At 65.3% G+C, this 24065-nt stretch carries 22 protein-coding genes; 12 read left to right on the forward strand and 10 right to left on the reverse strand.

Going from position 1 to position 24065, the window contains the following annotated elements:
• Window positions 1-256: 256 nt before the first annotated feature.
• The 3 genes from asnB to RZ84_RS15215 are packed head-to-tail and all read right to left on the reverse strand — an operon-like array spanning window position 257 to window position 3119.
• Window positions 257-2131 carry an asparagine synthase (glutamine-hydrolyzing) gene (gene asnB / locus RZ84_RS15205; RefSeq protein WP_043264783.1) on the reverse strand — a complete coding sequence of 625 codons (1875 nt, stop codon included), beginning with the start codon at window positions 2129-2131 and terminating at the stop codon, window positions 257-259.
• Window positions 2128-2661 (reverse strand): PNPOx family protein, encoded by a 534-nt coding sequence (locus tag RZ84_RS35040; protein WP_052229949.1) that lies wholly within the window; start codon window positions 2659-2661, stop codon window positions 2128-2130. The genes asnB and RZ84_RS35040 overlap by 4 nt, the downstream gene beginning before the upstream one ends.
• The gene (locus tag RZ84_RS15215) at window positions 2658-3119 is read right to left on the reverse strand and encodes an anthrone oxygenase family protein (RefSeq protein WP_347232758.1); all 462 of its coding nucleotides are present in this window, start codon (window positions 3117-3119) and stop codon (window positions 2658-2660) included. Before RZ84_RS15215 ends, RZ84_RS35040 begins: the two co-directional genes overlap by 4 nt.
• 178 nt (window positions 3120-3297) lie before the next feature.
• On the opposite strand from RZ84_RS15215, the gene RZ84_RS15220 reads away from it, so the two are divergent.
• Window positions 3298-4899 carry an FAD-dependent monooxygenase gene (locus RZ84_RS15220; protein WP_043264784.1) on the forward strand — a complete coding sequence of 534 codons (1602 nt, stop codon included), beginning with the start codon at window positions 3298-3300 and terminating at the stop codon, window positions 4897-4899.
• Window positions 4900-4999: 100 nt separating this feature from the next.
• Here the strand turns inward: RZ84_RS15220 and RZ84_RS15225 are convergent, their stop codons facing one another.
• From RZ84_RS15225 to RZ84_RS15245, 5 genes are all read right to left on the reverse strand, one after another.
• Complete coding sequence (locus RZ84_RS15225; protein WP_043264785.1) at window positions 5000-6598, reverse strand: FAD-dependent monooxygenase; 1599 nt, start codon at window positions 6596-6598, stop codon at window positions 5000-5002.
• 378 nt (window positions 6599-6976) lie between these two features.
• Window positions 6977-8545 carry a multicopper oxidase domain-containing protein gene (locus RZ84_RS15230; protein ID WP_043264786.1) on the reverse strand — a complete coding sequence of 523 codons (1569 nt, stop codon included), beginning with the start codon at window positions 8543-8545 and terminating at the stop codon, window positions 6977-6979.
• The gene (locus RZ84_RS15235) at window positions 8542-9009 is read right to left on the reverse strand and encodes a hypothetical protein (protein ID WP_052229950.1); all 468 of its coding nucleotides are present in this window, start codon (window positions 9007-9009) and stop codon (window positions 8542-8544) included. Before RZ84_RS15235 ends, RZ84_RS15230 begins: the two co-directional genes overlap by 4 nt.
• A 252-nt stretch (window positions 9010-9261) precedes the next feature.
• Window positions 9262-9945: a hemerythrin domain-containing protein gene (locus RZ84_RS15240; protein ID WP_043264787.1), complete on the reverse strand. Its 684-nt coding sequence runs from the start codon at window positions 9943-9945 to the stop codon at window positions 9262-9264.
• A 113-nt stretch (window positions 9946-10058) separates the two neighbouring features.
• Complete coding sequence (locus tag RZ84_RS15245) at window positions 10059-11600, reverse strand: MDR family MFS transporter (protein ID WP_043269954.1); 1542 nt, start codon at window positions 11598-11600, stop codon at window positions 10059-10061.
• A 129-nt stretch (window positions 11601-11729) separates the two neighbouring features.
• Between RZ84_RS15245 and RZ84_RS15250 the strand changes: the two genes are divergently transcribed.
• Entirely contained in the window at window positions 11730-12266 is a 537-nt protein-coding gene (locus RZ84_RS15250; RefSeq protein WP_241777717.1) for a MarR family winged helix-turn-helix transcriptional regulator, read from the forward strand.
• 526 nt (window positions 12267-12792) lie between these two features.
• On the opposite strand, the gene RZ84_RS15255 is transcribed toward RZ84_RS15250, so the two are convergent.
• The gene (locus RZ84_RS15255; protein ID WP_043264788.1) at window positions 12793-13284 is read right to left on the reverse strand and encodes a MarR family winged helix-turn-helix transcriptional regulator; all 492 of its coding nucleotides are present in this window, start codon (window positions 13282-13284) and stop codon (window positions 12793-12795) included.
• Window positions 13285-13762: 478 nt separating this feature from the next.
• Here RZ84_RS15255 and RZ84_RS15260 point away from each other — a divergent pair, with 478 nt between their 5' ends.
• The 4 genes from RZ84_RS15260 to RZ84_RS15270 all read left to right on the forward strand — a co-directional run bounded on the left by RZ84_RS15260 (window position 13763) and on the right by RZ84_RS15270 (window position 18446).
• Window positions 13763-14314 (forward strand): RNaseH domain-containing protein, encoded by a 552-nt coding sequence (locus RZ84_RS15260; protein ID WP_241778059.1) that lies wholly within the window; start codon window positions 13763-13765, stop codon window positions 14312-14314.
• 380 nt (window positions 14315-14694) lie between these two features.
• Window positions 14695-16758: a Mu transposase C-terminal domain-containing protein gene (locus RZ84_RS36610; RefSeq protein WP_157878828.1), complete on the forward strand. Its 2064-nt coding sequence runs from the start codon at window positions 14695-14697 to the stop codon at window positions 16756-16758.
• Complete coding sequence (locus RZ84_RS15265) at window positions 16697-17413, forward strand: ATP-binding protein (RefSeq protein WP_347232807.1); 717 nt, start codon at window positions 16697-16699, stop codon at window positions 17411-17413. The genes RZ84_RS36610 and RZ84_RS15265 overlap by 62 nt, the downstream gene beginning before the upstream one ends.
• 427 nt (window positions 17414-17840) lie before the next feature.
• Window positions 17841-18446 carry a hypothetical protein gene (locus tag RZ84_RS15270; RefSeq protein ID WP_157878829.1) on the forward strand — a complete coding sequence of 202 codons (606 nt, stop codon included), beginning with the start codon at window positions 17841-17843 and terminating at the stop codon, window positions 18444-18446.
• 298 nt (window positions 18447-18744) lie between these two features.
• On the opposite strand, the gene RZ84_RS15275 is transcribed toward RZ84_RS15270, so the two are convergent.
• The gene (locus tag RZ84_RS15275) at window positions 18745-19131 is read right to left on the reverse strand and encodes a helix-turn-helix domain-containing protein (protein ID WP_063772679.1); all 387 of its coding nucleotides are present in this window, start codon (window positions 19129-19131) and stop codon (window positions 18745-18747) included.
• 152 nt (window positions 19132-19283) lie between these two features.
• Between RZ84_RS15275 and RZ84_RS38960 the strand changes: the two genes are divergently transcribed.
• The 6 genes from RZ84_RS38960 (at window position 19284) to RZ84_RS36615 (ending at window position 23746) form a co-directional block, all read left to right on the forward strand.
• Entirely contained in the window at window positions 19284-19463 is a 180-nt protein-coding gene (locus RZ84_RS38960) for a hypothetical protein (protein ID WP_157878830.1), read from the forward strand.
• 54 nt (window positions 19464-19517) lie between these two features.
• Window positions 19518-20402 (forward strand): IS982 family transposase, encoded by an 885-nt coding sequence (locus RZ84_RS15280; protein ID WP_043262718.1) that lies wholly within the window; start codon window positions 19518-19520, stop codon window positions 20400-20402.
• A 25-nt stretch (window positions 20403-20427) separates the two neighbouring features.
• Window positions 20428-21078 (forward strand): hypothetical protein, encoded by a 651-nt coding sequence (locus tag RZ84_RS15285; RefSeq protein WP_043264791.1) that lies wholly within the window; start codon window positions 20428-20430, stop codon window positions 21076-21078.
• Between the two features lie 237 nt (window positions 21079-21315).
• Window positions 21316-22239, forward strand: coding sequence for a hypothetical protein (locus RZ84_RS15290; RefSeq protein ID WP_043264792.1), 924 nt, complete (start codon window positions 21316-21318; stop codon window positions 22237-22239).
• Entirely contained in the window at window positions 22236-22985 is a 750-nt protein-coding gene (locus RZ84_RS41115; protein ID WP_043264793.1) for a hypothetical protein, read from the forward strand. The genes RZ84_RS15290 and RZ84_RS41115 overlap by 4 nt, the downstream gene beginning before the upstream one ends.
• On the forward strand, window positions 22913-23746 hold the full coding sequence (locus RZ84_RS36615; RefSeq protein ID WP_241777719.1) for a hypothetical protein: 834 nt from the start codon (window positions 22913-22915) through the stop codon (window positions 23744-23746). Before RZ84_RS41115 ends, RZ84_RS36615 begins: the two co-directional genes overlap by 73 nt.
• Window positions 23747-24065: the final 319 nt, after the last annotated feature.

Below are 24065 nucleotides of genomic sequence, written 5' to 3' on the forward strand. Positions count from 1 at the left end.
TGCCAGCCGTGGCCTCGGTCGTCGCTCCACCCCCGTGGCGACCGCGCCCTTCGACCGCGCGCGTCCTCTGCAATCTGAAGCCAGATAAGCAGCCATGGCGGCTTATCCCAGGTCTTGAAGGAGCTACTCCTCCTCGTTGATCAACGCTGGCCTGTGTTTGGAACCGGCCGCTACACCATTGACTGTCCGCAAGGATTGGAGTCGGACGGCCGGCTCGCCGCATGCGAGACCGGGCCGCCCTCCTACTCCCCGCAGTTCAGAGCCGCAGATCGACGTGATACTCGGTGATCCAGGTCTCGAGCTGGATCATCATCTCCATGCTCGCTCGCTCCACCCAGGCGAAGGCGCCGCTGGGTGCACCCTCGGCGGACAACACCGCCTTGGTCGCCTCGACGTCCAGCAGTGAGGTGATGGCCGAGCCGGGGTCCGTTGCCAACTCGGTGAAGCGCGATCGCACGAAGTCCCCGTACGCCGCCTCTTGCGTGGTCGGGTATGCGCTCTTGCGCCGGTTGAGTACGGGCTCGGGGAGCAGATCCCCGACCGCGGCCCGCAGCAGACTCTTCTCCTGCCCGTCCACCCGCTTCATCCCGGCCGGCACGTTATAGACGTATTCGACCAAAGCCCGATCACAGAACGGCGGCCGGAGCTGGACACCGTGCGCCATGCTCATCCGGTCCGCCCGGTCCAAGTGGGTGGGAGCCCAGCGGGTCAGAGCAAGGTAGGTCACCTCACGGGCCCGTCGCTCCTCCGGACTCTCACCCACAACGTGCGGCACCTCAGCGAGCGCGTCGCGGTAGTGCTGATCTGCGTAATCCATGAAGTCGAGCTCCCTGCGGAGCGAGAGGTCCACAAGCGAGCAGCCGAGACCGCCAGCCGCAGCATTGTGCCCCCGCTCGAAGGAGACCCATGGGAAGGTCTCGGAGTTGCTGTGCTGCGGGTCGTAGGCCCAGAAATAGCCATTGAACACCTCGTCCGCTGTCTCACCGGAAAGCACCGCCGTGATCCCCGAACGGCGGAGCGCCTTGAAGAAAAGCAGCAAGGAGGCGTCCATGTCTCCCAGTGGAGACGGTGCATCCTGACTACGCAAGGCTGCCGCGTGTGCCTCGTGATCGGCGAGCAGCGCTGTATCAAGCAGGATCTCTGTGTGCTCGGTGCCGATATGGCGAGCCGCAAGCTCGGCGTACGGCGCGTCCGGCGTGGCCCGCATCGTAGGGTGCGGTTCAAAGTTCTCCGTGTACCCAGAAAAGTTGACCGAGAAGCTCCGCAACGATCCTGGATGCAGTCCCTGTGCCTGTGCCTGCTGAGCGAGTGCCGTGAGTGCGCTCGAGTCGATTCCTCCGGAAAGCATTGCTCCGACTGCCACGTCCGCGCGCAGGTGGGCGGCTACGGAGTTCGCCAAGAGCCGGCGCACCGTGGCGACGGTTTCGCTGAGGCCGTCCGTGTGCGGTCGGGCAGGCAGCGACCAGTACCGCGACTGACTGCTGCCCGACCGACGTATGGAAAGCAGGTGCCCCGGCAGCACTTCCCGGATACCACGGAACACGCTCGTGCCCGGCTTGCGGCTGTGGGCGAACAGCTCACGCAGCCCATCGGCGTCCACCACCGGATCGACCGCCGGATGGGCGAGCAGTGCCTTGGGCTCCGAGCCGAACAGCACACCGGATCCTGTCAGGAAGTAGGACAGCGGCTTGACGCCAAGCCTGTCCCGCGCCAGAAGCAGCTCCTGCCTCCGGACATCCCATACAGCCAGAGCGAACAATCCTTCGAGATGGGAGAGGAACTCGGACCCCCACTCCACATAGGCATGCAGCGTCACCTCCGCGTCCGAACGTCCGGTGAACCGATGGCCTCGTGCCACCAGCTGGTCCCGCAGTTCAAGGTGGTTGGTGATGGCCCCGTCCAGGGTTGCCACCGCTATCGGTCCGTTGTCGCCCACAAAGACGACTGGCTGCTGTCCGTGCTCCAGATCGATCAGTGCGAGGCGCCTGTGAGCCAGAGCTGCTGGTCCATCAGCCCATTCCGCCGCACCGTCAGGTCCGCGGTGGGCCAGCGTGGCTGCCATGTGGCGGACCGTTCCGGTTTCATGTGAAAGATCCCGCTCGAAGTCCACCCAACCAGCTATTCCGCTCATGCCAGTTCCCTTTCGTCGGGCACAGTGTTTGTCGATGGAGTTGCCTTCAGGCACTCGGGGTCCCGAGACAGCACTTCCACCAGTGACAGGCCGCAGCGGGCTACCGCATCACTGAAGTCGGTGAAGCCCGGCTCGGACCCGTGGTCGACAGTGATCCCAAGGCGACGCTGCGCCGCTGCGCCATAGCGCCGGTAGAGCTCCACGTACCCCTGTGCTGTGGTCTCGAGGTCCGGCACCAGCATGAAGCGCACCGGCCGCCGCAGGCCGCGCCAGGTCAACTCGCCGTTGGCGCCGCCCGCGAAGTTGTAGCGCCACGGGCTGCCGGTAGCCACTACGAGCTTCTGGCCCAGGCGATGGACCCCGGCAGGGACGATGTACGGGTGGCCGGTGCGACGGCCGGTGAAATGCAGCAGTGCGAGGTGCTCCGCGATCGGTCCGGGATCTGGTCGGGAGAGAAGCTCGCACATCTGCGCGTTGGCCGTCTTGCGCTCTGCGCTGTCGGGGAGAGCGCGCTCGATGACGGGTTTCACGACACCACCACCGCGATGGCGGTCAAGATGCAACCGATGACAGCAAAACAGGTCCGCATCAGGTGCCAGTTGCGCCACTGAATCCGTGGATCCTGCCAGTCCGGCCCGAGATCCTTCGGATCGGTCTGCTTGACCCGGCGGTTGATCGGTACATTCTTGGATTGCGACACCACGGCCACGCCTACCAAACACACCGCTGCTGCCGCAAAGACCACCCGGGGGGTGCCCGAACTCCGGACCGAGGAGACCAGGTCGATCAATGCGGAGCCACTGACGATGAAAGGCATGATCCGGTCGTAGCGCCGACCAAGCAACTTATGGGTGACTACATACCGATCCGGGGTCATCGCAATCAGCGCGGGCATCACGCTGATCGCAACGGCGAACAGCACACCTGCGACGATGCCTGTTCCGACAAGAGCCAACACCCTTAGTGTCGCCTCCATCACTGCCTGCACAATGCTTTCCTCCGCTCAGTTCTCAATCTGGAACCACAACTCCGAGCTTCACGCGAGCAGGTGGTGCATCAATCGAATCCGTCTGAGTGCAGACACAGGGTCCACCGTCGTCACCCCAGGCTGCTTCGAGCGCTGAAGTGTGTCATCGCTCTGGATGAACAACATCGAAGGAGCGGGAATGACTGATGAGACAACCGACGTACTGATCGTGGGCGGCAGCATGGTGGGCCTGGCGCAGGCGCTGTTCTTGGCCGAGCAAGGTATCCGCCCGATTCTGGTGGAACGGCACTCTGAGGTGTCAGCACACCCCCGCGCCCAAGTTGCCAACCGCCGGACCATGGAAATCATGCGGGCGCTTGGCCTGGAGGAGGCGATCCGCGCTCGCGAGACGCCGCATGCGCAGTATGGCGAAATCCTGCAGGTCGACTCCCTCGTTGGTTCGGAACTCGGCTGGTTCGAAGGACTGTTCCGGAATGATCCCGATGATGTGGCGGTCACAGGCTCGACGCTGATCGGGCAGGACCGCCTGGAGCCGATCCTGCTGGAGCGTGCACGGGAACTCGGAGCGGAGATCCGCTTTTCCACGGAGCTGGTCTCCCACGAGCAGGATGCCGAAGGTGTCACCGCAGTGCTGCGGAACCTCAAGGACGGCTCACAGCATGCCGTCCGAGCCCAGTACGTTGTGGCCGCCGACGGCTCCCGGGCCCAGATCCGCAAGGAATTGGGCATTGGCGCCCATGGGCAGGGCGTCTTCGGTCGCCAGATGAGCGTGATCTTCCGAGCGAATCTTGATCCATACGTCGCAGGCCGGAAGTTCTTTCTGTGCTTCGTCAACAACCCAGCGATCAAAGGTGTCCTGGGCAGGGCAGGCAGCTCGGAGTCCCATCGATGGGTACTGGCGCCCAGCCTGATGCCGGAGGAAAGCCACGAGGAGTACAGCACAGACGAATGTGTGGCGCTGGTTCGTGCTGCGGTTGGTGTGCCCGATCTGGCTGTCGAGGTGGAGTCCTCGACAAGTTGGGAAATCGCCGCATCAGTCGCTGACCGGTTCCGGTCCGGTCGGGTGCTGCTGGCTGGTGACTGCGCCCATGTCATGCCGCCCACGGGTGGTTTCGGCGGCAACATGGGAGTGCAGGATGCCCACAACCTGGCCTGGAAGTTGGCCTTGGTGCTCCGCGGGCAGGCCGGACCCGAACTGCTGGAAAGCTACGAAACGGAGCGGGTCCCGATTGCCGAGTTCACTGTGGAGCAGGGCATCATCCGTTACCTGCAACGCAATGGACTGGATCAGGATCGTGCATCACACCACCAGCCGGAGACGACGGTACTGTTCGGCCACCTCTACCGGTCGAATGCGGTGCTTGCTGAACCAGGCCCCGACAGCCTCGCACCGGTCGAAGACCCCGCTCTTCCCTCAGGACGCCCTGGCACCCGCGCTCCGCATCTGATGCTCTGCCCGGAGGGCCAAGTCGTTGCGCTACACGACCTGATGCGAGGCGGCTTCTGGCTTTTGGCCGGGCCGGACGGCGGGGCGTGGAAGCGAGCCGCCGACATCGTCCGCATCGATACTGGGCTCCCTCTCTCCTTCCACCTAGTCGGATCGGCCGAGTCGTCCAAAACAGTCGAGAAGTTCACCACGCAGTATGGAATCGGGGCATCCGGTGCTGCGCTCATACGCCCTGATGGCTTTATTGCCTGGCGTACGGCGATCCTCCCGGATGACGCTGTCGAGGTCCTCACTAGCGTCTTCGACCGCTTGCTGTCACGCACGCACGATTAGTCCCGCAGCAGCAGTGGGTCCCGGTTCATGTAGCGGACCGGGACCCATGGCCTTTCTTGCCTTCCAGGAACAGGATGACCCGGCCCTGGAAGGAGTTCGATTAGTCGTGGGCCAGTATCCTGCGGATTGCCTCGGTCAACGCCAGCCCGTGCTCGCCTCCGGTCCGCCAGCACACGAATCCGTCCGGCCGGACTAGCACCGCCCCCCCCTCTGGCAAACCGTAGCGCCGGCGGAACTCTCCGTCCTGGTCATTGAACCGTGCACCAGGGCCGATCACATGTACTTCCAGAGGCGGGAGGCCAAGCCGCGCCGCAGAACTGGCCATCGCCTCAGCCCACGGACCCGCCGTGGAGTCGGCGAGTAGAGTGAAGCCCTTTCCGAACAGGTCGATCGTGGTCAGTTGGCCATCCGGGCCATCGATGACCACGTGGGGTGCACGCGCTCCTGGCTGAGCGCTCGGCTGCTCAGCATCCTCGAAAATCCCCGTGGGCTTTACGCCTTCCTGGATGAAGGCACCGGCCTGGTAACGGTAGCCGAACGTCACGGTTGCCTCATCCAGTAGCTCGGAGGCTACTTCCTCGAATTCCTTGCCTTGACGCACCGCGAAACGGAGCATTGCCTGCTTAACGGTCTGCTCCGCTATGGGACGCCGCTCGGCGTCATAGCTGTCCAGCAGCCCCGGCCCCGCAGCGCCTGACAGCACCATGGAAAGCTTCCAGGCAAGGTTGTAGGCGTCCTGAACTCCCGTGCTCGCGCCGAAAGCCCCTGTGGGTGGCATCACGTGCGCGGCGTCACCGGCGATGAAAACCCGGCGGGTGACGAATGCATCCGCGACCCTCGCGGAGATGTCCCAGGCCGGCAGGTCGGTGGACTCGACCTTCACTGGCAAGTCGGGCACGCCGACCGCAGCCCGGATCACTGAGGCACACCGCTCTTCGGTGAAGTCCTCTGCCCGCTCTCCCTTGTCCGGGAAGAACGACACGTTGATGACCCACCGCCGATCGTTGTCGATGGGGATGATCGTTCCGCGCACTTCGGGGTTATTGACGTATGCCGCAATGATCCGTCGCCCGCGCAGAGCCTGCTCGAGATCGGCTTCGAAAAAGATGCTGACTAGGTTGGTGAGAGTGCCGCGGCCGTGGGCACCGATGCCGACCATCTCACGTACGGGGCTGCGACTACCGTCCGCGGCGATCACGTACTCCGCATAAATTTCTACGGTGTCGCCAGTGGTGAGGTCCCTCGTACGCACCAGCACGCCGTCGGAGGTCTCGGTAATTTCCTCGGCTCGGGTGTTGAAGCGCACGTCCGCGCCGACTTCGACCGCCCGGGTCCGCAGGATGGGCTCCAGCTGGTTCTGATCGATCAGGGTCCACTGGGTGGGGCTGATACGGCTGATGTCCTCAGGCGATGCGTTGGGCATCCGCACGCGCTCCTGGCCAGCGAGCGACTCGACATGAATCAGCTCGCTGTTGCCGGAAATGGGCGAACGCCCGGCACGCACCCTCTCCTCCATCCCAACCGCGCGGAAGAGCTCCATGGTTCGCGGGTTGATGGCACGTGCCTTGGGGTGAGTGGAGGTGTCCGGATGCCGCTCCACCAGCATGCTCCGCACCCCGTGCTCCGCTAGGAAGACGGCGGCGGAGAGCCCGGTGAGGCCCCCACCGACGATCAGTACCGGCACCTTGTGCTGTGTCATGACCTTCTCCTCAGGTTCGTGATCCCCTGCCCTTCCGGATATGCCGTCTGGCTTGCACCAGTGCACAGCGGGGGTCCTTCCCGAGCCTCTCCGGTGGGTTTCAAGCAGGGCTCTAACAGGGCTCGAAGAACGCTGAAGTCACACCGATGCCACATGGAGAACCCACAAGGGCCGCCTACCGGCGGCATCGGCAGGCGGCCCCTTGGGACAGAGCGCTTTCGCGCTGCTGTCAGTGGCCCACCGCGTTCGGGGGATGTTGCGGTCGGCCACGTCGAGAGATGGCCGTGGTCAAGTGCATCGGGCCCGACCGCCCGGTATGCACGGCTCCGCTGAGCCGCCTAGCGGGTAGTGACCCCGGCGCATCACGAATGAACGGGTTCAGATGACCTGGAAGTTCGCCATCATGGCCATGTCTTCGTGTTCGAGGTTGTGGCAGTGGAGCATGTACCGACCGCGGTAGCCGTCGAAGCGTGCCAACACTTCCACCACCTCCCAGGGGCGAACGTCCACGGTGTCCTTCCACCCCGCGTCCGCTGGCTGGGGAGGGCGGCCGTCCCTCGACAGCACCTGCAAGCGAGCAAGATGCACATGCACCGGGTGGTGGAAGTCGCTGGTGAGGCGCCACCGCTCCACCGTTCCCAGCTTGGGGGTGGCCCAGCTTTCCGACGGGGTGAACGGTCGCCCGTTGATGGTCCACATGCCGTCAGCATTCATCCGGAAATCGAAGCGCCGCGTCGTCGCCACTTCGTTCGGTTGCAGCCGCTCCAACTGCACGAGCCTGGTCGGAATCGGCACAAAATCCTTGGCACGACGGGTGACCCGGAAGCGCAACACCTGCCCCATGGCGCCAGAGGCAAGCGTATTCACCATTGTGACCTCGGCCCCGGGAGCGAGGTGGGAGAAATCGACCACAAACTCGAAGCGCTCGGCCGGAGTAACGGTGATCGACTCAAGGGCCTGCGGTCTCGCCAGCAATCCCAAGTCCGAGGCCACCTGAACCAGCGGCAGACCGCGATCGTCGGAAGTGCGAAGTGCGAGTCGGTATCGTCGGGCGTTTGAAGCGTTGAGAACACGCAGCCGATAGGTGGCCGCTGTCACCTCCACAATGGGCCACGGGGCGCCGTTGACTAGCTGGACGTCGCCCAAGACTCCATCCGTGTAACCAGGCTCTACCCCTGGTGTGCGACTGAGGGTCGAGTCCAGAGACGGATAGCGGAACGAACCATCGGCCTCAAAGGAGCGGTCGCAGAGCATCAACGGAATATCGCGGTCCCCCCGTGGCAACTGGACAGCGCCCTCGATGTCGTCCTGCACGAGGAAAAAGCCCGCCAGGCCGCGCCAGATTTGAGGGCCGGTGAAGTCCATACGGTGGTCGTGATACCAGAGTGTCGCGGCCTGCTGATTCATCGGATAGGTGTAAGTCCGCTCGCCTAGCACGGACATTCCCCCAGCCTCCCCGGCCATACCCGGCATCGCCCCTGGCCCCTTCGGCCCACCATGGACCGGGCGGAGGAGGTCGGTCGGGTAACCGTCGGACCCAGGGGGTGTGACGCCGCCGTGCAGATGCGTGCTCGTCGGTACCGGCAGAGTGTTCACCACGGTCAGCTTGGCGGTGCGGCCGGCCCGTGCTGTGAAGGTCGGACCGGGAAAGGTACCGTCGTAGCCCCAGACAGTGGTACGGGTCCCTGGCAGAATCTCGACCTCAGCCGCCCGCTGGACCACTCGGTACTCGTCCGCCCCATTCGCGATCCGCACCGGGACCGCAGTCCGAGGCAGCGGCAACGGAACCTGAAACGGCTGAGGCAGAGGCAGCCTTGAGGTCAGCACCGCCCCTGTAGGGCCGTCAGGTCGCGAGCCGAGCCGCCTGGCTGTCAGAGCGCCAAGCCCGACTGTGGCAGTCGCCACCGAGGCCGCGCCCAGAAAGCCACGGCGTGACAGTCGATTCACTGTCCGACCTCCCCACTGCGGCCTGTGCGGACCCTAAAGGTCCACACGGCGAACACGATGGCGCAGCCGAAGATCGCAGTACCGAGTGGGATGTGGTAGAGCAAGTTGCGGTCATGGCCAAGAGCCATCTGCAGCCCAGTCAGTACCAACAGAAGAACCGTTGTGACTGCCGGCCACGCCGAGGTGAGACGTGAGCGCCACACTCCAAAAGCGACTACTATCTCGATCAGACATACAACACCGAGTACCTGAGCGGTGGCGTTGTGGATTTGGAGAAGCTCGACATTGCCGGTGACGAAATCACCAGCCAAGATCGCCTGCAACAGCACCCCGGCAGCAAACAGCAGGGCAGTGGCCCGCAGGAGGACCAGGAATAATCGCGGCCAATGGATGCTGGCACCCGGATACTCTTCCTGTGAGCTCGCCGCCGAGTCGTGATGAACGGCGTCCGAAGTAGGATTCATGGTATCTCCACGCGGCTTGGCCGAACCTCGGCCGACAGTTCGGCAGTAAGGGAAGTGAGTTTCACATGAAGCGCTCCAGTGGGGCGCTCAATCGACGCGGCCACTGGTGCTCGATAGCTTCGAGGCTGACCTCCTGGTTTGCAGTTCTCAGCCTCAGCAACGCCACACCCAGACACGCCCTCTAAACCGACGAGCAGGGGCTGTTCCCAGGGCACGCCGCCCACAGTGCATTCAGAGAACTTTCCAAGGTGGTCAGATCACACCGCGCCAGATCCTGGCAATGAGATCTTGGTACTCAGCCCGCCACTCGGGAAGTACTTGGTTCATGTGAGCTTGGAAGTGCGGCGGGAGTCCCGCGACCACAGCCTTGCTTACCTCGGAAGGGACGCCTTCCTCGGACCACGTCACTACCAGCCACATCGGCGGCTCGTCGAGATCCTCCTTGTCATTCTCCCCTTCTCCCGGCGCCAGTTCGCTCGGTTCGATACGCTCGACCAGGGTCGGCACGATATGCCTCTCCTCCAGATCGAGGTGGCGCCCTAGGGACACCGCAAACTCCGCGCTGGCCGTCCGCGCCGAGGAGATCGCCGCAGGCGTCGACAGATTTTCCATGTGCTCACTGACCGCGGCCATTTGGGCGTCGAGTGCTTCATGCTCAAGCTCAATCTCCTTGAGCACTGGAGCGAGTTCCGCTGCTCGTGAGAGCACCAGCGGGAAGAGAACGTTGTCTTCGTTCTCACTGTGGTCAGTCAGCACCCAGCAGAAGAGCCGCCAGTGCTCGGCTAGCAGAGCCGCTTGCTGGACGTCCAGCGGATCGAGAATGTCAAGCGCCTTCGGGAAACGCCCCAGCTCTCGCCGAAGTGCGTGGTGGATCATCAAGAACATCGTGGCTGCGGTCGCGTTCCCACGGCCATCGAGCTGAAAGTCATTCTCCATGTTGTTCTCCTATGGCTGTGCGAGTAGATGGTTAGGGGGCAAGTCGCGACGGGTAGCCGCTGCACCTATGCAATAGGCAGTCGGTTCTCCGGCAGAGGACCGACGGACTGCTGTTAAGATCCCCAGCTCCGCTCTTGGACCACGAGGTCCTTCACGAAGAGAGCAGCGACGATGGCTACGACCGCGATGAGGGCAGCAGTGAGGAAGACCGGGCTTAGTGAGTGCGCATATGCCTGGGCCAGCCCTTCGCGCACAACCTCCGGCAGCCCCGTGGACACGGTCGTGTTCCCCTCACCCAGCCCGCGTGGTGCGCCCCCGGGTACGTACCTGGCGATCTCATGGCGCAGCCGGCTGTTAAGGATGGTGGCGAAAACCGAGACCCCGAAGGATGCACCGAGCATCCGACTGAAAGTCACTGTTGAGGTCGCTGCGCCCATATCGCGTCCCGGGGCAGTGTTCTGCACAGCGGTGATGACGACCTGCTGAGATAGACCGGAACCTATGCCCAAGAGAAACATGTAGAGACCTGACACGACACGGCTCGTGTCCACGGTCATGGTGGACAGCAGATAGCACGAGGCACTCAGGACCAGCATGCTGGCGGGCAGAAACCACTTGTATCGGCCGGTCTTGGAGACGACGCGTCCGACCAATGAGGAAGTCAGCATAAGCCCCAGCATCATGGGCAGCAGCAGCAGGCCGGAGTTGGTTGCTGTGACACCGGAGACCATCTGCAGGAACAGCGGAAGGAAGAAGACCAAGCCGAAGCTACTGAGGCCTGCAGTGAAGGCGAGTGCATTGCTCAGTACGAATGTGGAGTCTCGGAACAGTCTGAGCGGGATCACCGCCTCGCTCGCGGACCGCTCAACGGCGACCCAACCGACAAGCAAGATCAGGCCAGCAACGGCGAGGCCGATGATGATGTTGGAGTCCCATGCGTATCGTGAGCCAGCCCAGTTGGTAATCAGCACGAGACAGACAAGGGTGCCGGTCAGCAACAACATGCCCATGTAGTCAATGGTCGGCCGCTCCGCACGCCTAGAAACCTTGAGGAATACGCCGACCAGGAGTAGAGCGATCGCGCCAATGGGCAGGTTCACATAAAAGACCCACCGCCAGGTCAGGTGGTCGGTGAAGAATCCGCCCGCCATCGGCCCAGCAACGGCGGACAGAGCGAACACGGCAGTCGAGTACCCCTGGTATTTGGGCAGTTCACGGCGATCGAACAGGTCGAAGGCCAATGCGAATACGGCGGCCATCACACCTCCAGCGCCAATACCCTGGAGAATTCGGAAGGCGATCAGCTGGTCCATGCTCTGCGCGAGGCCGCATGTCGCCGATCCTGCGAGGAAGAGCACTACGGAGACCATGAAGACGAGCTTGCGTCCCAGCAGGTCTCCCAGCTTTCCGCCCAGCACGGTCGCCACGCTCGAGGCAAGGATGTACACCGTGCTGACCCAGCCGATGTGGTCGATGCCGCCGAGATCTCTGACGATGGTTGGGAGCGAGGTGGCCACGATGGTCGTATCCAAGGTGGCCATCAACATCGCGAACAGCAGGCCGAAGTAGACGATCACCGCGTTCCGGTGGCTCATGAGTCCGGGTTTCTGCGGCGCTTCTGCGTCTGAGTCCGACGTCTTCGGTTCGGCGGACATCACAGCTCCTTCAGGGTTGGTCCGCTGCCAACTGGACACACTGCCCAGCGCACATATGTGTGAAGTTCCATTAGATGCGCTGAGCATATGACTGCTTCAGGCAGGTGTCAACGAGCTAACATGTCGAGCATGAACAGATCTCCGGACAACGACTCCACGGGCCCCGCGCTCGCTGCGATCGAGCGGGCAATGATCCGGATTCGTCGCAGCCAGACAAGAAGGACTCTCGGCAAGATCGTGGGCGAGCGACTCGGCCGCCCTTTCGATCCATCGCACGGCTTCGTGGTCGACGCCCTCGAGGAGGAGGCGGACTATCCAGGGCAGCAGGTCACCGTCGGATTGGTCGCCGAACGCCTCTCCGTCGACCCTTCACGCGCTAGTCGCCTGGTCGCGGCGGCCGTCGAAGCTGGCTACGTCAGGCGAGTCGCCTCCCAGACCGACAGTCGGCGCATCTGCCTGGAACTCAGCGCCCAAGGCCAAGAGCTCGCGGAGCTGGCACACCAGGTACGCCAGGACTACTTCGGTGCCCTGACCGACGATTGGACGGACGCAGAGCGTGACGAATTCGCTCGATTGCTCACGAAGTTCACCAGCGGTCTCGCCGGAAAGTCCAGTTCCCCCAATGCGCAGGAGAGCCGACTGGCAAGTGCGCCCCGGCGGACATAGCGATCATCCAAGGCATCGCTGATGGCACCTCCCGCCTGTACTGAACAGGCCGCACACGGCGGGTAGATGCAAACCCCTCACGCGCCCTTCGCCTATGCGACCCACCTTCGGCGGGCCTGGCGCTCGCACCTCGACGACAGCCGAACCTGGACCCCTGACGGCGCGTGAGTCCTGATATTTGTTGCAACACCCTTGATAATGCTGCGCATTGATGGCTCGGCCAGGACGAAGTACTGGCGGCTTCTGACCGAGCAGGGCTATGTCCCAAGACTCTGGTCAGGGACAACGAGGCTGGCGACGGCTGGGGTTGGCAAGGTCCGAGCTTGCCGCATCCGCCGGTTTGCCATCCGCTGAGATGTTCTTGTGCCGGCACCGCGATCTGGAAACACGCGCGCCCCTACCGAATCCGGGGCGGTTCGCCAGGATCCGCGCCACGAAAAACAGAGCACGAGTCAGCGGACTGTGCTGCAGGTAGCCCAGGTGGGGTCGACGCTCGGCTCGCCAGCTTGACTCGCCTGATGGAGCGTCATCTGCGCCACGGCAGTTCGGCGCTGTCGTGCGGGGCGAGGCCCTCGGCAACGACTCGCATGATCTCGCCTAGTTGGCACACTTGCTCCTCGGTAAGCCGGTCGAAGAGCGCGCTTCGAACCGCCTCGGCATGACCAGGGGCCGCGGCATTCAGGACCGCCATGCCCTCATCGGTGAGCACCGCCATCTGAACACGACGGTCGCTACGGGAGTCTTCGCGCCGCACCCAGCCGTCCTTCTCGAGCCGCGAGATGGCGCGCGAAAGACGACTGCGGGTGATTTTCGACCGTTCTGCGAGGTCAGTCATCCGCATGCGGCGTCTCGGTGTTTCGAAGAGCCAGACCAGTAGGGAATAGTAGGTGTGCGGCATCCCAGCGTCCCGCTGGAGCTGCCGGTCCAGATGGTCAGAGAGTAACTGAACAGCGGCCATGTAGGCGCGCCATGTCCGCTGCTGATCGGCGTCCAGCCAGCGGGGTTCCGTCGTCGCCATGCCTTCAGGCTACTGGAACTTTGTTTTCGGCAAACGATGTTGACGCAATGTCCCTTACATGGGCTGAACGTCACTTCGCCGAGCAGCTCCATATGTCATTCTGGCGGCGAAGTCACCCTACAACACTGTGACTTCACTGCCGCAAACCGCGCCGACTTCGACGTAAGGCCGCTCTGCCAGATGCTCGCGCTGCTCTCGCTACCAACGACACAAAGCCACAGGCAGAGTCGTGCCGAATGGCGAGCCGCAGAGGCCCGTTCGTCTCCGAGATCCACAAGATTCACACGGACTACCGCGGCGCCTACAGTGCTCCTTGCGGCGCAAGCCCTGCAAACACCTGCGGCCCGTACGGTGACGGCCATCTCCCCAGCAGTGCGATCATGCTTCGCTCGCGTGAGATCTCTCCGTCGGGCAACCACCCCTCCCAGTACCCGTCCATGAGGAGGGGCAACGTTTCAGGTGGAGCTTCCCCTTGATCGTGGACACAGAAGCCTGCCACACGATCTGGCCCGGCCTCCAAAACATTCGCTTCGGCAGCGGGCCCCTACCAGGCGACGACCTGCGCCCCCAACGATCCGTCGCCGTGGTCGCCAACAACACCTCCTATGGTGAGGTGCCCGCCCCGGTGGAGAACACCGCCAGCCCGCGGAAGAGCCTCAAACGCCCGTCCAAGCCGCAGGATCGCCTCTACCGACGCACCACCAGCACTGGCCTCGTCAGCTGGTACATCGCCCAGACCTCTCGCACCTACGAAGGCTTCAGCCAGGCCGGCAGCATCGGCGGCCTCCACACCCGTTTCACCCTCCCCAAGGACGACTGGGCCCTCCAGCGCGAGGACTGGCACAGCTTGACCGCCACCCAGATCACCGTCCCCCACGCGGGGAACCGGGCCCGGAACAACTCGCCGCCCTCGCCTCATAGTTGTGCCACCAGTCGGTGGCCGGGGAGGCACGCACCCGCCGCCCCGTCCCCCTGCACGTCGCCGACGCCGTGGACCGCGCGCACCCCGATTACCGGGGCCCAGCATTGAGCCCTCCGCCGCCCCTTCAGCCGAGGAGACGGAGGACAGCATGTAGCACTCGAGGGTGGACGAAATCGTTGCTGCCCTCATCCCGGCAGCGCGGTAGGCGTCCATGCCGTCCGTGTCCGGGAAGGCTCGGCCACTTCGGCACCGAGCGTCGGGATGATGACGGCGTCCCGCCAGGTGCACGTCCGGATGAGCAACGCGGCCCGGGGCGCGTTGCGGGATGCGTATTGCTTAATTGTTTTTACGGGGGGACCGTGCCGACCGACCTGCGTGGGTAAGCTCACACAGGTCGGCTGATCCGGTTGCCCGCCCTTGTGACCAGCCGCTGGTCCGGCGGGAGGTCCTTCGTGGTGGGACGTAGGTCGCGAGGGGGTGAAGACCCGTTGAAGGCACGAGGGCCACAGCAGCTCGTGCTCGGGAGCCGGGTCCGCTTCAACGACCGTGCCTGGACCGTCCTGGAGTTCGGCGACGATGGCGTGTACCTCTCCAATGCTCTGGGCGAGTCCATCCGCATGCGGGCCGCTCAGTTGGTGAACATGCCGGGCTTCGAGGTCACCGGTCCGGAGGGCTGCCAAGACGGGGAGAGCGGCGGCCTGCAGGGGGTGCCCACCTCGGCGCTCGAGCAGGCCCGGTGGTGGGAGCGGCATGTGCTCGAGGTCGTCACCGGCCTGTCGCCAGAAGCCGGCAGACGTGCGGTTCCCCAGCACTGCTATGACCCGCGGGTTTACTCGCTAGCGGAGCGGGAGGAGGCCAAGGCCGCCGAACTGCGGGCTCAGGGGGTTGACGGGGCATCGGTGCGAACCGTGCGCCGCAAGCGCCAGCGCTATCAGTGCTACGGCCTGAAGGGGCTGATAGACGGCAGGGTCAAGCGAGCAGAGCCTCCGGGCGCCCGCCAGGATCCCCGTCTGCTTGAGGCCCTGCTCTTAGTCATGGCAGAGCATCCGGGGCCGCCTCGGCGATCGGCTGACTTCTACCGCCGGGAGACGGCCCGGCTCCTGGAGCAGCAGTGGTTCGGGCCGGAGGCAGTGTGGTTGCCGTCCCGCTCGACGTTCCACCGGCTGGTCAACAAGATTGCGGCGCAATCTGCCACCCTCCCGGGGCAGCTTGCATCCACGGCGGATGCGCTCCCTCCGAGGGCGATGCCCCATGCGGCACCCACCCGACCGGGGCAGCGGGTACTCGTTGAGACCATGCACCTTCCCATCGGAGTGGGTCAGGACGACGGGCAAACTCAGCCTGCTCTCATGACGGCCGCCTTCGACGAGCTGACGCACTCGGTGTGCGCGGTGCTCGTCCACGGCGGCCGCAGTGTGGTGAACGGGCAAGGACTGCTTGCCCGGTTGTGCTCGGCCTACCCGGCCGACTCCAGAGTGCCCGCATCTTCGGATGCGAGGGCAGGAGCTGCCCCCGAGGTGGTCGACGCCCTGTTGCCGGTCGTCCCCGAGTACCTCGTCGTCGAGCAGGGTCTCCTCTATAGGTCGCACCCCTTCCTCGCGGAGTGCCGCAGACTCGGCATCAGCGTGGTGCGACCCTCGCCCACTGCAAAGGGCACGGGCGAGATGTTGCTGCGGCGGTTCGGGGAATTGTTCCTGGACCAGTTGCCCCAGACACCGGCTGCGGGCGACGGTACCGCACGGGAGTGGACCTTGCCCGAGCTGCAGTCGCTGGCGAACAAAGCGGCCTCGACCTGGCAGCAGCAGCCGACTGAGAGGCTGCTCCGGGTCGTCGGGCCCGGCATCGAACCCACCCCGCAGGCCGCCTACATGACAGGTGTTGCCCGTACCGGCGTCCTCCAGCTTCCCCTGTCTGCCAACTCCTATCCGGCTCTGCTGCCGAGCACACGGCGGGCCGTCACTCACCTCGGCATCCACGTGCACGGCCGGACCTACGACGGATATGCCCTGCAACGCCTCAGAAGCGGCCGCCCCTCGGCCGACCCGGTCAGGACCCAGATTGAGGTCCGGTTCGATCCATTCGACGCCCGCCAGGTATGGGTCGAGGAGCGAGACGGCTCCTGGGCCACGCTTCCCCTCACCCGTGCTCCCGCGTCCGCTCTGCAGCCCTTCAGCAGGCGCACGTGGGCAGCCATACAGTCCCGCCGACAGCCTGGCCAAGTCCCTCACCCCAGCGCGGTAACCACGCTCGCGTCCGGGCCACCGCCGACCCGGATGACCCTGGTCGACACCCCTGCGGTGCACGACCTCAGCTTGACCTCGCTCGAAGGCTGGCGCCGCTACCTGAATACGGCGACAACACATGATCCTTTCCCTGCCGACGAGCCGGACTGGGGGGGACAACAAGACGCGGCTGGCCTATCACGCCCAACTTCCGCTACTGGAAACCCCCTTCCTACGCAGGATAACTGCGCGCGCGGAGCAGCTACTGATCCGCAACCAGCACATGCCGGTGGGCCGGCGCTCCCTGTTGGTGTCCGGCCCTGCTCATAGCGGCAAGACCACGGCCTTGGTCACCTTCGGCCGGCACTACGAACTCCGGACCTTCAACCGGTGGCTGGACGATCGGGAAGAGGACCGCGTCCCGACCCTCTACGTATCGCTGCGCCCTGCGGCCACGGCGCGCACGGTGCTGAGCGATCTGGCAAGGTTCCTCGGACTTCCCACACGCTCCCGCCCGACGCTGGCGGACCTGTCCGACCAGGTGTGCGATTCCCTGCTGCGGCTCGGCACGGACGCCGTACTGATTGACGACATCCACCGGCTGCAACCTTCAACCAGGGGTGTGCAAAGGGCCGTTGATGTCCTGCGATATCTCGCACAGCAGCTGCCCTGCGTGTTCGTATACGCCACCGCGGATGAAAAGCATCCGTTCCTGACCGCCGACGGGCTCGGACGCCCTCCCCTCCTGCGGGCCGCTCCCCTTCCGTACGGCCACGACTGGGAGCAAGCGATCGACGCCCTGGAGCGGATGCTGAGGCTGCACCGCCATACCCCCGGCTTGCTCGCGGCCCAGTCCCGCGTCCTACACCGGCGCACCCGCGGCCGGGTCGAAGCACTGGCTCACCTGGTGCGTTCCGCGGCGATTCAGGCGGTACTCGACGGCAGCGAGCGCATCACCCAGCAAACCCTGGACGCCATCGGCTAAGCAGCCCGCCACCACGCCGCGACCCATCTACACGGCCAGGCGCACCCCTGCCTGACAGCAGGCCCTGAGCAAGGACACCCCTCAGCGCAACCGCCGTTCCCGGCCCGTCCGGTCACACGCCATGTCCCACCCATCCCCGTGTTGCGCTCCTTTGCCTGTCGCTCTACGGCCTCTTAGAAACCAGATTCAGCGAGTCATCGACCCTCTAATAGCAGCAGAGCACCTGATGTCATGGCACAGATCGTCTCCTCAGGGGCGGCACCTCTGGACGCCCCGCATGCGCCATAACGGACATCACGCATAAACTCCCGGTTGTCTGGCGGAAGTTGACTGATCTGACCCCCTTCTGCGCCTCACTTTGACCGAGTCAGGCGTCTGTGTCAGAACGCCCCTCACGGGAGGCTGCAGCAGCCCTAATCTGTCGGTCATGAGCCTGACCGCCCCAGCCCCCGATGAGCAGTTGGGGGCCGCCTGCGCGTTGGAAGCCCGCATCTGTGAGTGTGATGCGCTGATCGCCTCTCGCAGCACGGCGTTGCGCCAGTTCGAGGAATCCGTCGTCAAGACCCGTGAAGAGATCGCGCAGGCCACCGCGATGCGCTCGGGCATGGAGTCCGCGCTGGAGACACTGCGCACCGCCGAAGCCCAAATGCAGCAGCAGCTCGCGACCTACGACGCGTGGGCGCATCCGCCCCGCCTACGGGTGGTGGACGACGCATCCACCCAGGAGACCCCTGAGGTGACCGAGCAGTCGGAGCAGGCGGTGGATGGTGCGCTGCTCGCCGATGCACCGACGATCACGATCAACAAGGTGCGGGCTGCGCCGATCATGAAGGTGGTCTCCACGGAGCCCGAGCGGGAGTGGAGCGTCAAGGACGTCGCCACAGCGCTCGAGGAAGCCGACGCAGCCGGCGAGAAGCGCGTCCGCTCCGGGCTGGAGGAGCTGCACCGCAAGGGTGTCCTGGCCAAGCGGCCGGCCGAAGCAGGATCGCGCCTGACCTACCGGCAGATCGCCAACTGGAGGCCGCTGCCCTGAACTAGGCCTAGACACAAGAAGACCGCCGTGGCGTGGATAACGGGAGTTGGAGCCTCCTAGCCACGCCGAGCGGCGGTCTGCGCCCGTGAAGGTCGCACATGCGACGCTAGCGCCTCTTGGCGCCCGGCGTTGCCTGTTCGACCGATTTCATCTCACCTATGGATCGAAAGGTCGAACACGCATGCCGTTTTACACTGCCCCATCGGGGCCTCCTCGCCATCGCGATCTTGCTCCACCCGGCCCCGGCCGGTACCGCGCCGCGGCACCGGCGGGATGGACTCCACGCAGCCACCGCGCCCTACGGGTCGGGCGTCGCCGCAGGCACGGCGGCCGGGCAAATGTCCGGATCACACGGCCTTCCCCGATCATCCCGCGGCCAGGCGGTGTGGTTGGGCCACAATGGGACGCCGAGAGCACCTTCGAGGCTCGCCACGGTGAGCAGGTCGGGCCACACCTTGCCGGCCAGCACGTGCGCGATCGCCTGCCGGTTGACGTCGCTGGCTTTCGCCAGGGCGTTGGCGCTCATCTCCTGCTCTTCCATGGCCTCGGCGAGCGCACGGCTCACGGCCTGGGCGACCTGCGCCCCCAGATGTTCTCCCATTACCGCGCCCATTTCCGCGCGAGGCCACTGGCCGCGGATGACGCTTTCGTAGGGAGGTTTCGCACGTCGGTTTCCTCCAGGCATGCGGACAGTCTGTCCGAGGAGCCGCCAGGATGCGCACCTCCCCCAGGCATGCTACTTGTCCACCATGGTGGTGTGCAGCTGTTTCCGCGCGCCTATGAGGGCCTCTGCGGCGCAGCCGCAGAGGGATCGGCCATGAGTACGGGAGGTGCCAGGTGAGCGCACGTCAGAGCCCCCGACTCCCCTCGGCGCGCCCGCTGCCCACCCGCAGGGCACCCGTATCCGAACAGGTCGTGATCGTCGGAGCGGTGTGCCGGGCGACCGGGCTGTTCTCCGCGCGGGAGTTGGCGGCCTCGATCGAGGTGGCCGCGGACAAGGTGCAGCTAGATGAATGAGTCCGATGTTTGTGCTGGCCGCGACCATGGCGAAGGGCGCCCGTTGGCTCGTGTGTGACGACAAACCTAGACGCCCTTCTGGCGGCACTCTACGTGTTCATCGACGACCATGTGGCCCCTCGTCGCCGGATCGGGCGACCCCCGAAACTGACAGACGCCGAACTGCTGTGCCTGGCCGTCGCCCAGGTCCTGCTCGGCTTTCCCTCTACCCGTCACTGGATCCGCTTCGCGCACGCCCGCCTACGACACCTCTTCCGCTACCTGCCCCAGCAATCCGCCTACAACAAGCGCCTGAACGCCGCCGGCCCACTGATCTCGGCCGTGCTCCAGGCACTGGCCCAGCAGGTGCCCACCTGGCACGACAACCTGCGCCTGGTCGACTCCACCCCACTGCCGTGCGCCGCCTCCCGCCAGACAGTCAAACGCTCCGAACTGGCAGGGCACGCCGGATACGGATACTGCCCCAGCCATTCCCGCTTCTTCTGGGGCTTTCGGCTCTACCTGCTGACCACCGCGGAAGGCATGCCCATCTCCTGGTGCCTGGCCCATCCCAAGATCGGCGAACGGGAGGTGATGACCGCACTGCTGGAACGCGACCACCACCTCGTACGCTCCGGCCAAGTGATCCTCGCCGACAAGGGCTTCGCCGGAAGGGAGTTCGAGGCGTTCCTGACCGAGAGCCTGGGCGTCCATCTGGTGCGTCCGGACCGGAAGGACGAGCCCGTGCGACACGGCCGTCTCGCCCGTGTCCGCCAATGGATCGAGGCCGTGTTCGCCACACTCAAAGGCCAGCTCAGCCTGGAACAACACGGAGGCAGAACCCTGCCTGGAGTGTTCGCCCGCACCGGCCAACGACTCCTCGCACTCGCAGCAGGTGTCTGGCACAACTGGACCACCGGCGCCAAGATCAAACGATCCCTGACCGCCTTCGACCACTGAGAACATCGGACTCATTCATCTAGTGATGGCGTTCTGGCGCACCTGCGGCCTCGTCGAGCGGGCCCCCGGGCGCGGCATGTACCAGCCGACCAAGGCCGCCATGGCAATGGCCCCCGCCTGGGAGGAAGGCCTGTTGGAGGGCTGCCTGGCGCTGCGCGGCGCACTGCGCTCCCAGTGGTTCACCAAGTCCGTCCGCACCCGCCTGGCCCAAGGGCCCGGACTGCGCGAAGGAGTCGTCGCGAAACTCATGCGCCAGGCCCAGGTGGGCAAGGAGTACCGGCTCGAGGTCGACACCCTGGTGGACCTCATGGTCGAGATCGGCATGCTCATCCCGCAGCCCGACGGCTACATGAGCTGGTACGAGCAACCACAGACCCCACCCGCACCTGCAGCCGTCGAGGCCGCCGCATCTGCCCCCGACGCCGCCGCGGACAGCGCGGGCGACGAACCCGTCACACCCGCCCCGGTGATCCCCGAGCCGCGCACGCCCGTCGGTGAAGGCTCCGGGATCGGCGAGGACGGGGACCTCATGGCCCTGCTGAGCCGTCCGCTGCAACTGGCAGATCTCACCCGCCTGTCCCGCGAAGACCTGCTGACCCTCCACGGCCACCTCGCCGGGCTGGCCGACGCCGCCGCGAAACTCAGGAGCCGCCCCTCGAGCACGCCCACCGACTGATACGAGAACGGGCCCAGCGGTGCCGGATTCCTTGGCCGGAAGGCGCCGCCGGACCCCCGCCTCCACCCATCACCGCGGCGCGGCACAGCCACGCGCACGACCGAAAGGGCTTCAGCATGCCCACACACACCAAGGCGTGGGGCGCCATCCACGGTAGCGCGCCCGCCCACCCCGACGGCCCCCTTGGGCGCCGCCACTCCCACACCGTCCTCCCTTCCGGCATCGCGGGAGGCCACCATGGCTAGGGTCCGGCTGAGCACAGCGCTGCGCTTGGTCGCGCATGTCTGGCAACACCGCGCCGACAACGGCGACTTGAGCATCGAAACCGTCGAGCTCTACATCCAGATCATCGAGCGGCTCCTGCGCTTCGCCGACGCCCACAACGTCACCCGGCTCGACGACGTCACCAGCACGCTCGCCCTCGCGTTCATCGAAGCCCCCGGACACGACCGCCACCAGGGCATCATCCTCAACCCGGCGGCCGGCACCCGCCGCCAGCGGCGCTCCGCACTCGAGGCACTGTTCTACGAGGCCCGCGCCCAGGGGCTGACCAAAGCGGCCCCGCTCGTCGACCTGCCGCCTATTCCCCGGAGCACCCGCAAGCCGGGCACCCAACTGGACGAGGCCGACATCCAGCAGCTGCGCTTCCAGGCAGAACGGGGCATGCCCGACACCCGCCATGCCGCACTCCTGGCCCTGCTCCTCGCCGGACTGCACAGCGCCGAGATCGCCAAGGCCACCACCACCGACCTCGACCTCACCGGCGCCGGCGTGTGGACCGACGGTGCGACACGCACCCGCGCACGCAACTGCCCCCTGGACGACTGGGGCGCGCATGTCCTGGGCCTGCGCTGCGCCCACCTTCTGCGCGCCGGCGCACCCGGCATGCCGCAGCCTCTGGTCACCGGAGCATCCTCCGCCTACCGGGCCCAGGCCAGCGTCTGCTCCGGATTCGGCGACATCGCCCGCCGCAGCGGTCTGGCCACCTCGCAGCGCAGGGTCGAACCCAAGGACATCACCCGCTACGTCGCCCGCGCGACCCTCCAGGAAACCGGCCAGCTCTCCGAAGTCGCCCGTCGCCTGGGCCTGTCCTCACTCGACAGCGCCGCCTCTTTCGCCTCGCTCCGGTGGCTCCCCGACAACGACGGGGAGCCCTCATGAACGCCCCCAAGCGCAACAGCCGCGCCCGCACCAAGAAGAAGACCACCGAGGGCAAGAGCTGGGTCCTCGCAGCCATCCCCGACGACGCACTCGGCTCGGCGTCGGACGCCCCGCCCCGGCCAGGACCAGAGGCTCCGCCACTGGCCATCGACGAACGCTTCGAGCACCTCGTCCGCAACCCCGCCCTCTACGCGATGGCCCAGCAGATCCTGCCGCCTCAACCCCTGGGGAAGGTGGGACGTCCGCTGGCGTATCCGGCATACGTCTACTTCATCTTCCTCTGCTCGATCTCCATCTTCGGCTCGGCCCGCGGCACAGCAGCCCACCTCGCCCGCGCCTTCTGGTGGGACCCCGTACGCATGGCCGTCAGGGACTTCATCAGCACCGAGGAAGCCGACGCCCTCCCGCCCACCGGCCCCACCCGAAGCCAGTGGAACTACTTCTTCCACCACCACCTCAAGAAGATCGTCCCCGATGTGCGCGACGCCAGCCGGGAAGCATGGATCCAACAGGCCCTCGACCACGGACTCATGGCTAACAAGTCCCGGGGCAGCTGGATCTATCCCGAGCGCGAGCAGTACTGCACGGCGACGCCACGGTCGCATGCCCGCCCTCCGACCACACCCACACGGAATTCATCGACAAAGAGACCGGAGAAAAGCGATTCCACCGGGTGGACCCAGACGCCAGCACCACCACCGAGGGCGGCGGACGGAAAGTCTACGGAAACAAATTCCTCTCTGTAGCCGTACGAACAGCGAATTCACCCCACAGAAGGATCATCCTCGCCCTGGAATCCGTACGCCACAAAGCCCGCGCCAAAGACCCGCACCGCGACGACGAAGGCAAAGCCACAGTCCGCCTCGTCAAACACATCATGAGCAAGGCCCCCGGCCTGCGCGCCTTCACCTACGACACCGCCCTGCGCGGAGTCCACCGCGCCCCGCTCATCGCTGAAGGCCTCGTCGTCTTCACGCCCCAGCACAACGGCCTTGAACCCCAGCCCCTGCAGAAATACAAAGACGGCTCGTGCGGCCACGACTCGCGCGGCCACGACCTGTACGCCGCCGCAGGGCGGGTATTCGAGCGCCACATCACCGTCAACGGCGAAACCCACTACACACCCCTCCCGGTCCTCGAACTGGAATGCCGAAAAGGAAACACCACTCGCTTCTACCAGCGCATCGAAATCCCCTGCGCCAACACCAAACACTCTCTTCGCATCCGCGTCGACGAAACAAAAGAAGACCGAGAAAAAGACCCGTCCACAAGAAGGGCGCGATTCAACCGGACCGAACATCTCAGGCAAATCGCCCCTGACACACCTGCTGGCCGCCGCCTCAAAGGATTCCGGCAGGACAGCGAATCCCAGCACTCGCGATTCGACCAGGCGTACCCGCATAAGCGGGTTCCCGTCTATGGCGCCGACGCCGCACTCCTCATTTACATCGGATACGCCTGGGTGAACAACTCCACCGCCCGAGCCCTCCGCCAAAGCAGCCCCTGACCCCACCCACGACCGCCACCAGGCTGTGGCAGCTCTGGCTACAGAACTGCCACAGCCTGACCTCCAGCCCTGCACCGGCCGACTGCTGACCTGCCGGCGGATCCCATCAGCCGCCCGACGAGCCGCGCCCTGATCCCCACCCGCTACACTGTCCGCGGTGGCGCAGGCTTTGTTGCCTGCGAGCACCACAACACTGCCGGGAAACAGACTGAACCGATTCGCCCACCTTCGGGAGAATTTCAGACACATTTTCCGACAGATCCCCGCCTCCGCGCCTCCGTGGGCCTTGAGGAAAATTACAAAGGCGCAGGTCAGAGAC

The sequence above is a fragment of the Streptomyces sp. CT34 genome (assembly GCF_000805335.1).
In the GTDB taxonomy this organism is placed as follows: Bacteria; Actinomycetota; Actinomycetes; order Streptomycetales; family Streptomycetaceae; genus Streptomyces.

Bases quoted from the DNA above. Each gene is read 5' to 3' on its own strand.
- asnB (WP_043264783.1), bottom strand. From the start codon at position 2,131: ATGAGCGGAATAGCTGGTTGGGTGGACTTCGAGCGGGATCTTTCACAT.
- RZ84_RS15220 (WP_043264784.1), top strand. From the start codon at position 3,298: ATGACTGATGAGACAACCGACGTACTGATCGTGGGCGGCAGCATGGTG.
- RZ84_RS15225 (WP_043264785.1), bottom strand. From the start codon at position 6,598: ATGACACAGCACAAGGTGCCGGTACTGATCGTCGGTGGGGGCCTCACC.
- RZ84_RS15235 (WP_052229950.1), bottom strand. From the start codon at position 9,009: ATGAATCCTACTTCGGACGCCGTTCATCACGACTCGGCGGCGAGCTCA.
- RZ84_RS15240 (WP_043264787.1), bottom strand. From the start codon at position 9,945: ATGGAGAATGACTTTCAGCTCGATGGCCGTGGGAACGCGACCGCAGCC.
- RZ84_RS15245 (WP_043269954.1), bottom strand. From the start codon at position 11,600: ATGTCCGCCGAACCGAAGACGTCGGACTCAGACGCAGAAGCGCCGCAG.
- RZ84_RS15250 (WP_241777717.1), top strand. From the start codon at position 11,730: ATGAACAGATCTCCGGACAACGACTCCACGGGCCCCGCGCTCGCTGCG.
- RZ84_RS15255 (WP_043264788.1), bottom strand. From the start codon at position 13,284: ATGGCGACGACGGAACCCCGCTGGCTGGACGCCGATCAGCAGCGGACA.
- RZ84_RS15270 (WP_157878829.1), top strand. From the start codon at position 17,841: ATGAGCCTGACCGCCCCAGCCCCCGATGAGCAGTTGGGGGCCGCCTGC.
- RZ84_RS15275 (WP_063772679.1), bottom strand. From the start codon at position 19,131: ATGCCTGGAGGAAACCGACGTGCGAAACCTCCCTACGAAAGCGTCATC.
- RZ84_RS15285 (WP_043264791.1), top strand. From the start codon at position 20,428: ATGGCGTTCTGGCGCACCTGCGGCCTCGTCGAGCGGGCCCCCGGGCGC.
- RZ84_RS15290 (WP_043264792.1), top strand. From the start codon at position 21,316: ATGGCTAGGGTCCGGCTGAGCACAGCGCTGCGCTTGGTCGCGCATGTC.
- RZ84_RS41115 (WP_043264793.1), top strand. From the start codon at position 22,236: ATGAACGCCCCCAAGCGCAACAGCCGCGCCCGCACCAAGAAGAAGACC.